This window comes from Bradyrhizobium sp. WBOS07, assembly GCF_024585165.1.
Lineage (GTDB): Bacteria > Pseudomonadota > Alphaproteobacteria > Rhizobiales > Xanthobacteraceae > Bradyrhizobium > Bradyrhizobium japonicum_B.
Window position 1 is genome coordinate 4,868,417 of record NZ_CP029008.1, and the last position, 12,156, is coordinate 4,880,572.

16 protein-coding genes are annotated in these 12,156 nt (G+C 64.2%); 8 read left to right on the forward strand and 8 right to left on the reverse strand.

Annotated features, from left to right (window positions below):
- Positions 1-9: 9 nt before the first annotated feature.
- Entirely contained in the window at positions 10-855 is an 846-nt protein-coding gene (lgt, locus tag DCM79_RS23180; protein WP_257176513.1) for a prolipoprotein diacylglyceryl transferase, read from the reverse strand.
- Positions 856-1,053: 198 nt separating this feature from the next.
- Between lgt and DCM79_RS23185 the strand changes: the two genes are divergently transcribed.
- The 4 genes from DCM79_RS23185 (at position 1,054) to ychF (ending at position 4,185) form a co-directional block, all read left to right on the forward strand.
- On the forward strand, positions 1,054-1,305 hold the full coding sequence (locus tag DCM79_RS23185; protein WP_007596812.1) for an accessory factor UbiK family protein: 252 nt from the start codon (positions 1,054-1,056) through the stop codon (positions 1,303-1,305).
- 256 nt (positions 1,306-1,561) lie between these two features.
- On the forward strand, positions 1,562-2,278 hold the full coding sequence (locus DCM79_RS23190; protein ID WP_257176514.1) for a 50S ribosomal protein L25/general stress protein Ctc: 717 nt from the start codon (positions 1,562-1,564) through the stop codon (positions 2,276-2,278).
- A 61-nt stretch (positions 2,279-2,339) separates the two neighbouring features.
- Positions 2,340-2,945, forward strand: a complete 606-nt coding sequence (gene pth / locus DCM79_RS23195) for an aminoacyl-tRNA hydrolase (protein WP_257176515.1) — start codon at positions 2,340-2,342, stop codon at positions 2,943-2,945.
- 142 nt (positions 2,946-3,087) lie between these two features.
- Positions 3,088-4,185 (forward strand): redox-regulated ATPase YchF, encoded by a 1,098-nt coding sequence (gene ychF, locus DCM79_RS23200; RefSeq protein ID WP_257176516.1) that lies wholly within the window; start codon positions 3,088-3,090, stop codon positions 4,183-4,185.
- Positions 4,186-4,312: 127 nt separating this feature from the next.
- Here ychF and DCM79_RS23205 read toward each other — a convergent pair whose 3' ends face one another.
- Entirely contained in the window at positions 4,313-4,609 is a 297-nt protein-coding gene (locus DCM79_RS23205) for a DUF4282 domain-containing protein (protein ID WP_126259079.1), read from the reverse strand.
- Positions 4,610-4,775: 166 nt separating this feature from the next.
- Here DCM79_RS23205 and DCM79_RS23210 point away from each other — a divergent pair, with 166 nt between their 5' ends.
- The 3 genes from DCM79_RS23210 to DCM79_RS23220 all read left to right on the forward strand — a co-directional run bounded on the left by DCM79_RS23210 (position 4,776) and on the right by DCM79_RS23220 (position 6,050).
- Complete coding sequence (locus DCM79_RS23210) at positions 4,776-5,228, forward strand: MaoC family dehydratase (RefSeq protein ID WP_028134404.1); 453 nt, start codon at positions 4,776-4,778, stop codon at positions 5,226-5,228.
- On the forward strand, positions 5,228-5,707 hold the full coding sequence (locus tag DCM79_RS23215; RefSeq protein WP_257176517.1) for a MaoC family dehydratase: 480 nt from the start codon (positions 5,228-5,230) through the stop codon (positions 5,705-5,707). Before DCM79_RS23210 ends, DCM79_RS23215 begins: the two co-directional genes overlap by 1 nt.
- Before the next feature lie 196 nt (positions 5,708-5,903).
- Positions 5,904-6,050 carry a hypothetical protein gene (locus DCM79_RS23220; protein WP_257176518.1) on the forward strand — a complete coding sequence of 49 codons (147 nt, stop codon included), beginning with the start codon at positions 5,904-5,906 and terminating at the stop codon, positions 6,048-6,050.
- A gap of 39 nt (positions 6,051-6,089) precedes the next feature.
- Here the strand turns inward: DCM79_RS23220 and DCM79_RS23225 are convergent, their stop codons facing one another.
- The 5 genes from DCM79_RS23225 to DCM79_RS23245 form a co-directional block, all read right to left on the reverse strand.
- On the reverse strand, positions 6,090-6,227 hold the full coding sequence (locus DCM79_RS23225; RefSeq protein ID WP_007614812.1) for a hypothetical protein: 138 nt from the start codon (positions 6,225-6,227) through the stop codon (positions 6,090-6,092).
- A gap of 290 nt (positions 6,228-6,517) precedes the next feature.
- Complete coding sequence (locus DCM79_RS23230; protein ID WP_257176519.1) at positions 6,518-6,940, reverse strand: hypothetical protein; 423 nt, start codon at positions 6,938-6,940, stop codon at positions 6,518-6,520.
- A 343-nt stretch (positions 6,941-7,283) separates the two neighbouring features.
- Positions 7,284-8,207 (reverse strand): hypothetical protein, encoded by a 924-nt coding sequence (locus DCM79_RS23235; protein WP_257176520.1) that lies wholly within the window; start codon positions 8,205-8,207, stop codon positions 7,284-7,286.
- A gap of 372 nt (positions 8,208-8,579) precedes the next feature.
- A complete protein-coding gene (locus tag DCM79_RS23240; RefSeq protein WP_257176521.1) occupies positions 8,580-9,020 on the reverse strand; it encodes a nuclear transport factor 2 family protein in 441 nt (146 codons plus the stop codon).
- A gap of 218 nt (positions 9,021-9,238) precedes the next feature.
- A complete protein-coding gene (locus DCM79_RS23245; protein WP_257176522.1) occupies positions 9,239-9,685 on the reverse strand; it encodes a nuclear transport factor 2 family protein in 447 nt (148 codons plus the stop codon).
- A gap of 377 nt (positions 9,686-10,062) precedes the next feature.
- Between DCM79_RS23245 and DCM79_RS23250 the strand changes: the two genes are divergently transcribed.
- On the forward strand, positions 10,063-10,449 hold the full coding sequence (locus DCM79_RS23250; RefSeq protein ID WP_257176523.1) for a hypothetical protein: 387 nt from the start codon (positions 10,063-10,065) through the stop codon (positions 10,447-10,449).
- A 787-nt stretch (positions 10,450-11,236) separates the two neighbouring features.
- Here DCM79_RS23250 and DCM79_RS23255 read toward each other — a convergent pair.
- Complete coding sequence (locus DCM79_RS23255; protein WP_257176524.1) at positions 11,237-12,025, reverse strand: BglII/BstYI family type II restriction endonuclease; 789 nt, start codon at positions 12,023-12,025, stop codon at positions 11,237-11,239.
- Positions 12,026-12,156 lie beyond the last annotated feature (131 nt).

Consider the following 12,156-nt stretch of genomic DNA (forward strand, 5'->3'; position numbering starts at 1 on the left):
CGAAATGAATTAACGAATGGCCTGGGCGGGCTGCGGCGCACCGCGCCTGACTGCCAATACAATAAGTATGAGGCCAACGATAAGCATCGGGATCGACAGCAGCATGCCCATGGTTAACCCGCCCCAGAGGAAACCAAGCTGTGCGTCCGGTTCGCGGAAATGCTCGCCGGCGATGCGGGCCAGGCCGTAGATCAGGATGAAGGCGCCGAGGATCATGCCGGGCCGCTTCAGGGCACCGAAGCGGATCATGACCGCGAGCACGGTGAACAGCAGGATGCCTTCCATGCCGGCCTGGTAGAGCTGGCTCGGATGGCGCGGCAGCTGCGTCGGATCGTTCGGGAAGATCATGGCCCAGGGCAGGCTCGCATCGGTGACGCGGCCCCACAATTCGCCATTGATGAAATTGGCGATCCGCCCGAGCAGCAGCCCGACCGGCGCGACCGCTGTGGTGATGTCGCCGAGCGACAGGATCGGGATCTTGTTGCGATGGGCAAACCACATCACCGCGACGACGCAGCCGAGGAAGCCACCATGGAAGGACATGCCGCCCTCCCATAGCCTGAAGATCGCGGCGGGATGATCGATGAAGAAGGGCAGGTTGTAGAACAGCACGTAGCCGGTGCGGCCGCCGAGGATGATGCCGAGCGTCACCCAGAGGATGAAGTCGTCGATCTGCACCAGCGAGATCGGCGCCGGGCCGCCCCACAGGCGCTCGTTCTTCAGCAGCGAGCGCGCATAGAGCCAGCCGAACACGATGCCGCAGATATAGGCCAGCGCATACCAGCGGATCGCGAACGGGCCGATCTCGAGCGCGATCGGCGTGAAGGCGGGGAAGTCGATCAGAAGAAGCTGCATCGCGCCTTCAATGTCCAAGCGAAATCGCGGCGGTCGGCGCCTTCAGACGCCCTGTGATTCTTCTTATGCAGGGACGTCGAGGACGATTGCAAGGACACCGGGTCATGACAAGGTTACCACCCCGCGGCTCTTGAACCGTTCCGTTCGGATTGCCATTGTGTTTCGGAGAGTTCGCGCAAAGTTTATCGGAGGCCCGCCATGACCCAGACCAACAACCGGTTTTTCGACGAGATCGGCCGCCTGATGAACGACGCCGCCGGGGCCGCTCAGGGCGTCAAGCGCGAGTTCGACACGGTGATGCGGACCCAGGCGGAGAAATTCCTGCGCGACATGGATCTGGTCAAGCGCGAGGAGTTCGAGGCGGTCAAGGACATGGCGCGCCTGGCGCGCGAGGAGAACGAGGCGCTGAAAGCGCGCATCGCGGCGCTGGAAGCCAAGCTCGGCGGGTGACGACGGTCCCGTAGCCCGGATGGAGCGGTAGCGAAATCCGGGAGGGTCGTCCCGCAAGGTGAGAGCCCCGGATTGCGCTGCGCTCCATCCGGGCTACTCCGTGCGGGCCGGCAGCCCATTCTCCTTGTCATTTCCGCAGCTTCCGGGTAAAAGCCCGCCACGTTCGTGGCCCCCGCACCCCTGGAGGCTTGCTGCGAGCTATGCCATGGGCCGCGCTGCGGCCCATTAACTTTTGCCAAAACAAGGACTTAACGACATGGCGACGACCGTCAAGGAATTGAAGGCGACCGCACGTCCGAAGAGCGGCAAGGGGGCCGCCCGGGCTGAGCGTCGCGCCGGGCGCGTGCCCGGAGTGATCTATGGCAACAACCAGCCCCCGGTGACGATCTCGATCGAAGATCGCGAACTGCGCCAGCGCATCCTCGCCGGCCGGTTCCTGACCACGCTGGTTGACATCGATCTCGAGGGCAAGAAGCACCGCGTGATCCCGCGCGACTATCACCTAGACCCGGTCAAGGACTTCCCGATCCATGTCGACTTCATGCGGCTCGGCGAAGGCGCCACCATCCGCATCAGCGTGCCCTTGCACGTGGTGAAGGCGGAAAGCTCCCCGGGCGTGAAGCGCGGCGGCACCGTCAACATCGTCGCCCACGCGATCGAGCTCGAATGCGGCGTCGAGAGCATTCCGCAGTACATCGAGGCCGACGTCGGCGCGCTCGAAATCGGTCACTCGCTGCATCTGTCCGACGTCAAGCTGCCGGCCGGCGTGAAGGCGCTGACCCGCGAGGACGCGACCCTCGTCACCATCGTGCCGCCGTCCGGCTACGCCGAAGAGCAGAAGGCCGCGGCTGCGGCTGCGGCTCCGGGCGCTGCTGCGGCGGCTCCGGCCGCTGGCGCCGCGGCTCCGGCTGCGGGCGCTGCTGCACCTGCCGCCGCTGCCAAGGCTCCCGCCGGCGGCGACAAGAAGAAGTAATCTCTCAGATGAGCTGGCGCGCGGTCCCTGATCGCGCGCTGGCTGAGGGGCGCGCCGCGTCATGCGACTCTTTGTTGGGCTCGGCAATCCCGGCGCGAAATACGCACGTAACCGGCACAATATCGGCTTCATGGCCGTCGACGAGATCGCGCGGCGTCATGGCTTTGCGCCCTGGCGCCGCAGGTTTCAGGGCGAGACGTCGGAAGGCACGCTCGGACCTGAGCGCGTGATCCTGCTCAAGCCGACGACCTACATGAACGAGTCCGGCCGCAGCGTTCAGGAGGCGGCGAGCTTCTTCAAGATCGCGCCCGGCGACGTCACGGTGTTCCATGACGAGCTCGAGCTGCCGCCGGGCAAGGTGCGGGTGAAGATCGGCGGCGGCATCGCCGGCCACAACGGCCTGCGGTCGATCTCGGCGCATATCGGCAACGACTATCGCCGCGTGCGCCTCGGCATTGGTCATCCCGGCGTCAAGGAGCTGGTGCACGGCCACGTGCTGTCGGACTTCGCCAAGGCCGACAACGAATGGGTGGCGACGCTGTGCGACGCCGTCGCCGAGCACGCCGCACTGCTTGCCAAGGGCACGGACGCGACCTTCGCCAACAGGGTGCATCTGGCCATGCAGGCCAAGGGTTTTTTGACCAAGGACGACAACGGCAAGGAATAGGGTCGCCGTTTTCTCCGTCATGCCCGGACAGAAGCGCGTCTTCGCGCTAGATGTTCCGGGCATCCACGTTCTTCATTCCGCGCGTCAAGGCGTGGATGGCCGGGACGAAGCCCGGCCATGACGAATACGGATAGAGGATACCATGGGATTCAAATGCGGGATCGTCGGATTGCCCAATGTCGGCAAGTCGACCTTGTTCAACGCGCTGACCGAGACGGCCGCGGCGCAGGCCGCGAACTATCCGTTCTGCACAATCGAGCCGAATGTCGGCGAGGTCGCGGTGCCGGATCCGCGGCTGGAGAAGCTCGCCGCCATCGCCAAGTCCGGCCAGATCATCCCGACCCGGCTGACCTTCGTCGACATCGCGGGCCTGGTCCGCGGCGCCTCCAAGGGCGAAGGCCTCGGCAACCAGTTCCTCGCCAACATCCGCGAGGTCGACGCCATCGCGCATGTAGTGCGCTGCTTTGAAGACTCCGACATCACCCATGTCGAGGGCAAGATCGCCCCGCTCGCCGACATCGAGACCATCGAGACCGAGCTGATGCTCGCCGACCTCGACAGCCTCGAGAAGCGCGTCGACAACCTCACCAAGAAGGCCAAGGGCAACGACAAGGACGCCAAGGAGCAGCTCGACCTGGTCAACCGCACCCTGGTGCTGCTGCGCGAGGGCAAGCCCGCGCGTCTCGTCGAGCGCAAGCCGGAGGAGGAGCGCGCCTTCGCCATGCTCGGCCTGCTGTCCTCCAAGCCCGTGCTTTACGTCTGCAACGTCGAGGAAGGCTCGGCTGCATCAGGCAACGCCTTCTCCAAGGCGGTCGAGGAGCAGGCGGCCAAGGAAGGCGCGGTCGCCGTCGTCATCTCCGCCAAGATCGAATCCGAGATCGCCACCATCTCGCGCGAGGAGCGCGCCGAGTTCCTGGAGACGTTGGGCCTCGAAGAGGCCGGCCTCGATCGCCTGATCCGCGCCGGCTACACGCTGCTCGACCTCATCACCTATTTCACCGTGGGCCCGAAGGAAGCGCGCGCCTGGACCATCCATCGCGGCACCAAGGCGCCCGCGGCGGCCGGCGTGATCCACACCGACTTCGAGAAGGGTTTCATCCGCGCCGAGACCATCGCGTATGAGGACTATGTCGCGCTCGGCGGCGAAGCCGGCGCACGCGATGCCGGCAAGCTCCGCCTCGAAGGCAAGGACTACGTCGTCGCCGACGGCGACGTGATGCATTTCAGGTTCAATACGTAGTAAGCCGGCAACACCGGTGCCGTAGTGCCGTAGGGTGGGCAAAGGCGCATCGCGCCGTGCCCACCACCTGCTGTCATTGTGGAAGATCGTGGGCACGCTTCGCTTTGCCCACCCTACGAGACCGTCGTCACCGCATCCCGCCGCCCTGGTCGCGGATCGCGCCGAGATGCTCGTTGATGCGGAAGACGATCAGGATCAGCTCCGCGAGGATGCGCGAGAACACGATTCCGACGACGACGCTGGCGATCGAGGACAGCAGCACCAGGAAGCCGCCGAACGGGCTGATCGCCATCGCGGCGAGCCCGGAGAAGATGCCGGAGAGACCGAACAGGCAGATCAGCGCGATCACCAGCCAATAGAAGGTCTTGATGATCGTCGGCGTGATGAAGCGGTCCCATTGGAAAAGGTCGCTGAATGAAAACATTGCTCTCCCCAGGGCACTGGGCCTTGATAAACCGATCGCGGCCCTCGGTCGATCCGACTCGGATCAACGCCGCCACCCGGTATGTAGCACGAGCCATGCGGGCCGGCGGGTTGAGATTGCCGCAAAGTGCGGCCACAATCTGTCATTCCCGCAAAGCTTTCCCCAGATGACCCTGACCTTCGAAGATTTCCCGCCCGGCCGGTTCGGCACGTTCGGCCCGCGCCATGTCACCCGCGACGAGATTTTGGCCTTTGCCGCCGAGTTCGATCCGCAGCCGATGCACCTGGACGAGGAGGCTGCCAGCAAGAGCATGCTGCGCGGCCTGTCCGGCTCGGGCTGGCATCTCTGCTCGCTGATGATGCGGATGATGGCCGACGGCTTCATCACCCGCGCCGCATCGCTGGGATCGCCCGGCGTCGACGAAGTGCGCTGGCTCTCGCCACTGCGGCCCGGCGACGACCTCATGCTCGAGGTCGATGTGCTGGAGGCGCGCACCTCGAAGAGCCGGCCCGAGCTCGGCATCGTCAAGTTCAAATGCACCGTGCGCAATGCCAGGGGTGAGGCGCTCGCGGAGATGACGTCGCCGATTCTGATCAAGCGGCGCGAGGGAGCGGTCTGATGCGGTTCTTCGACGACATCGAAATCGGCCAGCGCCGCGAGATCGGCAGCTATACCTTCACGGCCGAGGCCATCAAGACATTCGCCGCCAAGTTCGATCCGCAGCGTTTCCATCTCGACGAGGAGGAGGGCAAGAACTCGCTGTTCGGCGGGCTTGCCGCGTCGGGCTGGCATGTCGGCTCGGCCTGCATGAGCCTGCTCGTCGCCGACGGCCAGCGTCTGGCGCGCGAGGCCGCCTCGCGCGGCGAGGAGGTCGCGCTATGGGGCCCGTCGCCGGGCTTTCGCGACCTGCGCTGGATCAGACCGGTGCTCGCCGGCGACACCGTCGCGTATGTCAACGTCGTCACCGACAAGCGCAGCTCGGCCTCGCGCCCCGGCTGGGGCATCCTGACCGCTCGCACCACCGGCACCAACCAGCGCGGCGAAGACGTCTATTCCATCACCGCTTCAGCCTTTGTGCCCAAGCGGAAGGGCGGTTAGATCTGTTCCAAGATGAACGGTCCAAATGATGCGCGAGTGTTGCCCGCGCGCTATGGACGCGATTCGGGGCGGCTGCCATAAGCCTGCGCAACATGGTTACCGCGAAGGGTTTCTGCGGAACCTGTGAGTTGCTAACTAATTATGAACCTGTCGCTGTCTATTTGAAACGAATTGGCAGAGACAGGGGACGAGGACCATGGCAGATCGCGGCGCACTCAAGTTCGTAGGATTTATCTTCGCGACCGCGACGCTCGCAGTGATGCTGGTCGCCGGCATGGTGGTGAAGGGCTATGCCGATGGCGCCTACACCCTGGAAGCCTCGGTCACCGAAGCGAGCCGGTAACACTTCGTTCATCTTTCGCGGCCGGCATCCGGCCGCGCCTTAGCGGCTATAGACGAACGCCAGGATGGCGATCGCAACCGCCAGCAGCCCGACAAAGCGCAGCATGATCGTGCCGAATTGATTCGGCGCGGGCCGCAACGGTATCGGGTCCGTGGTGTCGGGCCGAATGCTTTCCATCTGAAATGTCCCCCAAGGCCCGGCCGCAAGGCTGCCGACGCTGGCATTAGTCGTTGGGGATGAGCGTAGGGTTCAAGCCATACTCTCGTGTCCCGGACGCGCTACAGCGCTCTTGCGCTGCTGCGCAGAGCCGGGCGCCATCGCGAGGCCACTTCAATTTGAGGCATAGGCCCCGGCTCTGCGGCGCGTCACTGCGTGCGGCACCGCGTCCGGGGCACGAAACCTCCCGGAATCAAAACCGCCGCGCTCTCTTCCGAGAACGCGGCGGCCGGTGATGCGGGGCTTGGCGATCAGCTGTTGCGCAGGCCGTCGGCGGCGCGCTTCCACTGCGCGACGTTGTCGGCGATCATGCGGGTCGACTTCATCGCGGCCTGGCTGAGCTGGGCATAGCCGGAAATCTCGCGCTGGACGCGCTGGCCTTCGGCATGGAGCAGGTCGCGCAGGCTCTCGAGCTCGGAAATCAGGTTCTCGATCTCGGCGAGCGAGGTGCCGGCGACGCGCTGGATCAGCGAGTTGACGTTGTTGACGGTGGCCTCCGCGCTCGGGTCGAGCGGCGGCGCGTCGGTGGTGGTCGCCGCCGGGCGGCGCAGATAGGCGATATCGTTGCGGACGAAGTCGCGGATGCCGGCCTCGACCTCGGTCACGGCGGCGAGGTTGGTGTCGACCGTCTCGGTCTCGGTGGTTTCGATCTTTTCCGGACGCATGGCGTTCATCGTTGTTCCCCTGTTCGCGTTGAGCGCAGCGCGAGTGTCCCCCGCACGACGACGTCTGTGAGGCTTCCTTATCAGGGCGTCCGATTTTGACCGCAAATGGGCCGAGATGCGGCAAGGGCGGACCATTCGGGGGTTTTGCCGTGGCGTATGGTTAGGAGAGTGTGAACGCCGGTGCGGGGATGCGAAGCTCTAGCCGGGTCGGCGGTCTGCTCCCTCGCCCCGCTTGCGGTGGGAGGGGTGTCTCCGCAGGAACGGTGGCAAAGGAGTTCGCGGAGAGTCCCCCTCACCCGGACCTTGCTTGCGCAAATTCCGGCCTCTCCCCGCAGGTGGGGAGAGGCGAAAGTCACCAGCTCTTCTTGAAGCCGGCCGTCACGCTCTTGTTGACCGCGCCTTGCGAGGTCTCGCCGACCGAGCCGGAGACGGTGACGTTGTCGAACAGCTTCTGCTCGGCGCCGACCTTGCGCAGCCATTTGTCGTCGGTGGTCGACAGCGTCTGGCCGGCGGTGATGCTGGTGCCAGTGTCGCTGAGGGTGACCCTGGCGGACTGGTCGGTTTCGTAATTGCGGATGATGTGGCCGCCGATGCCGGGCACGGCAGCGCTGCCCTGCTGGTTGACGCTGTAGCCATTCTGGAGCGTCAGCGAGGTGTCGCCCGACAGCGGCACCGCTTTGGTCAGCGAGGCCCCGATCCTGCTCTGCTCGGCGCCGGGATCGACGCGGGCTTCCACGGCGGTCTTGTCCCAGATCGCGCCGGCGCCGGGCGCGGTTGCCGTCGCCCAGGCGCTGCCGGAGGATTGCGGCAGGTTGCCGCCGTTGCCGGCCTTTTGCGCCAGCAACTCGGACATCGTCCGCGGCTCGCTCGCCACCGTCATGTCGGCGCCGATCCGCGTGTCCCAGAACGGGGACACGGACTGCTTCACCGTCACCGCCGAGGAGCCGTTCGCGTTGGCATTGGACGACCAGTCCAGCCCGTCCCTGGCGGCGGCCTGGGCGCGCTTCTTGGCGGCCATGGGATCGATGCCGGTGCCGGCGTCGACCGCGAGCTGGCTCCAGTCGAGCTTGTCGACGTCGATGTCCTTCATCACGTCGGGGTCGCTGACGTCGGGGGCCTCCGCCACGGCCTCCGGCTCGGCCTCGTCGTCAGCTGCGGCCGCTGGAGGGGAGAAGGGCGGGATGATCTGCGCCTGTAACGTCAGGACCGAGCCCAAAATGAATGCGGCCGCCAGCATCGGCAGCTTGGTCCAGCCAAACCCTGTCGAGAATTCCATCGTCCTGCCCGCGAGCCCCAACGCATGCTGCCCGACAATATATATATCGGCCGTCGGCAAAGACCATGCGCCATTCCGCGCGGAAAATGCTGATCCATCGTTGCGAAATTGTGGCGGTGAAATTCAAGCGGCGAACCAACGGGCCGCGCGGAAGGCGCGCGCCCGATGACGAGCTTCTGGCGCGACGGCATCCGGCGGGGCTGGAGGCCAGGACGTCGCGGCCGGCATCGTCATCGGTCCCGAACGGCGGGGCCCGTTGGTGTCCCCCCTGAAGCGCGATGATCGTCATCGCGCTTCAGGTTGTCGTCTGCGCATGATGAAGAACCGCTGCGCACTTTGCGCTAACGCGGCCCTTCGGGACCGGATCATGCGTCAGCCGACGCGGGTCATCTTCGGCAGATGAATGGCGCGGCCGAGGGCCTGCTCGACCAGGTCGAACGTGTCGATCAGGACGCGCATGCTGACGAGCTTGCCTGCCCTGAACTGGGCGAACTGCGCGACCCGCAGGCTGATCGGCTTGTTGGAATCCAGGGCCGTGAGCGAATAGCGCACCATCGAGGCGGCGGAATCGACGCCGAGCATGATGCTCTCGCGGTCGAAGCGGTGCACTTGGAAATTGTCGGCGAGCTGGTGGATGACCTCGAGCACGGCCGCCTTGCCCCGGCGTGCGCCGAGGAACGGAAACATGTCGATCGGGCCGTAGAGCGCCCACTCGACGTCCTCGTCGATCAGGGCCTCGATATCCTCGAAATGCCGGTCGTTGATCGCGCGGTGCAACGCGCGCGAGAAACGCCAGAGGCTGTGCTCTGTCATTTTGGGCAGTCCTGAAGCTGGCTTGCGAAAGGAAACGAAAAACATCCCCACGCGCAGCCAGGCGCCGGGGATCAACTCATTTGTATACGAACAATGTAGCGGGCTTCGGCCAAAACGCAATTCACGTTTTTGCAATGCACCATTGAACGGATTTTGTGAAATTTACAATAGAACCCCGTAATCTTCCGGGTTCGGTTCCGGGTTCCAGGCCAGGGGGATCAATCCGCCTGCACGCCCGTGATCAGCGGTCCGATCTCGCGCTCCAGCACCTGCTGCACCAGATCGTAGGAATCGATGATCTCCCGGATCTCGGCCACCAGCCCGCCGCGGAAGGTATAGAACACCGCCATGTCGAACTGCACGATGCGGTCGTTGCTGCGCTTCCTGAAATAGGTCTGCATGTAGGTCGCGACCGTCTCGCCTTCGGCGACGATGTGCGGCGCCTTGTAGCGGATTTCGGAATAGCGCGACCAGATCGTCTCCCACAGCTCGCGCAATTCGCCCTTGCCGCGGCGCGGCACCATGTGCGGCAGCACGTCGATCGGCGCGTGGGTGAGGAAGTCGACGTCGTCGGTGCAGCATGCCAGCGCCGTCTCGATGTCCCCGCGGGCGAAGGCGTCGAGCAGATGCACGACCCGCTGGCGATTGAGCTTCTCGATCGACATTCCGCCCATCCTTTTTCTTGGCCGCCTTGCAACGCTAGCGCGTGGTCCCGCGCACCGGCAATCCGCGAAATCACAGGGATGTTCCAGACCTTATGACGCGCCGGCGCAATGCCAGGTTCATGGCGTGCAATTGAAAGTTGCGTGACGGGCCGGCTGCACGAATTCGTGCCGGATCAGCTGCGCGGTTCGCCACGGCCCAGTGCGCAATGCGCAACTCGGCTCCGCGCAGCCGCCCGGAACCGCAAGTTGTCGTCTGTCATTCCGGAGCGGCGCCCGGAATCCATCGCGCGACAGGCGGCTATGGGGCGTGACCCGCCTCACATCACCCCAAGGCCGGCAGGGGTAGCGTCATCCGCATGTCACCAGGGAGACGTGCCATGGCTACCATCGCCAGAGTCCGAAAGTCCCGCCTGCACAACGCGCTCGAAGGCCTCGCGCTGACCGCGATCCTGCAGAGTTTTCCGACTTTCGCCCTGGCCGCCTTCCTGCTCAAGCTCTGCGGCGACCGCGACCTCGCCGGCGACCCCGGCGTCGCCATCTTCGTCGCCATCGCCTCGCTGGCCCACGCGCTACTGGCCGTGACGTTTGGCCCGAGCCTCCCGCACCTGTTCAAGACCGTCTACGAGCCGAAATTCTTCGAGGCCCACCTGTCGCTGTCCGACAAGATCACGGCATGGCGCACCCAGCCGGTCGCCTCGCTGCAACTCGTCACCATCGTGCTGCTGCTGTCGGTGATGGCGGTGGTGACGGCGAGCTTGGGGTGAGGGTGCGTTTGCTGTCTCGATCTCGTCATTGCGAGCGCAGTGAAAACAATCCTGAATCCTGCCGCGGAGACATTCCTGGATCGCTTCGCTGCGCTCGCAATGACAAATGTGTCGTGAGGACATCGCTCGATCCCTTGCAATCTTTCATAACAGGCGCACCTCCGCGTTCCCGCGGCGCGTTTCGCCCGAGCTTTGCCTTGGTCGCGCGCCCTATTGGAAGAGAGGGCGCAGGGAAGGCCGGGAGCCGATTGGCTCCCGTGGCCGCCTGTGCAGATGGTAGTCTGCGTGTGCAAGCACAGGCGGAAAGACCACAGGGCAACCGGAACATCCCGGCCTTCCCTGCGCGATGGTTGGAACGGCTTATGTCGCGCTCTCCCCGGGGAGCGTTGCACTATTGCCCCCGTCACCTCGCGATCACCCGACACGCCGGCCCGGTTGGGCCGCTCGTGTCACCGCAAGGCTTGGCGCCAGAACCCCGGGCGCCAGGACCACACGATTTTGCCGTACACGCATCCCACCTGTCGAAAGCGCGCCGTCCTGCTCACGGTTGCCCGCCCTGCAAAACCTCTCGCGCCAATGGGACCCGTGTCCACCGCCGTCCGGCCCCATGTCGTGACGATCGCGATACGCCCTCTCCGTGGGCCGGAGTGAGCGAGACATACGATAATTCCGAATTTCGGTAAAGTGGAATATTTTTGCGTGGAAGTGTGACGCGTCGGGCAAAACAGCAAACGGTGCATGGAGCGGTGCCAGCCGCGCCGTCATGCCGGTGCCGTTGGGGAACGGCTCAGGAATCTCCGCCCTCGTCGATCAGTTGCCGGACTTCGTTCTGATTTTCTCCAAAGGTGACGATGGACGCAGGGAGACCGACGAGAACCAGAGGACACGGGTTTCCGACGCCACGCTGCACGCGATCTTGCAGCTTGCTCCAATGGGTCGTTGCCATGCCGAATTTGTCCGACACGAATTGATCCGTCCATGCATCCCGGAAAGGGATCGGATTTTGGTTCCGAGTTACGCGTTTCATGACCTCTCTGATTTGACGAGCAGTCGGATTGAGTCCAATGCGTTTCATGTCGTCGTGCGAATTTACGTCGTTATCGTCCGCGAAGCGCCGGACAAGATCGCGCATCGACTCTTGGAGCGTCGCGCCTCGCGTCACGATGATTCCCAGTGAAATGCCTCCATCGGCGTGGAGACGCTTGAAGTTTTCGAGGTCGCGATCGAAGAAGGGATCCTTGTTGTTCCATTCGATTTCGAGCGCAATCGTTCCCGCGGCGAAGGTACGCACGTGATCGATCTCGTGCGACTGCGCCTCACGCTCGACGCCGTCAATGATGCGCTGAACCACAAAATTGTGCTTGCGCCAATCATGGGCCGCCAGCGCGCGTCGCAGGCGTTGTGTGCCCTTTGTCTCGCCGCCGCCCGAGCCAATAATTTCCTCGATCGGGATGGTCGAAGCTTCCAGCACTTCTTCGAGTTGCTCTGCCACTTCCGGAAAGTCGACGCTGAGGATGGCTTCCGCGTGCGATCGGAATTCCACTTCGAAGCCGCGCCGTCTTAGGCGGTCAAACATGTTCTGCTGCGGTCCCTATCTGAGCGTTCGAATAATTATCCACTACCCATCTTGAGAACGTAACATGAACATGCTATTATGCAGTTTGCGTAACCCTTATACCGCTAAGCATAGCTAACGTCTTGGAGTCG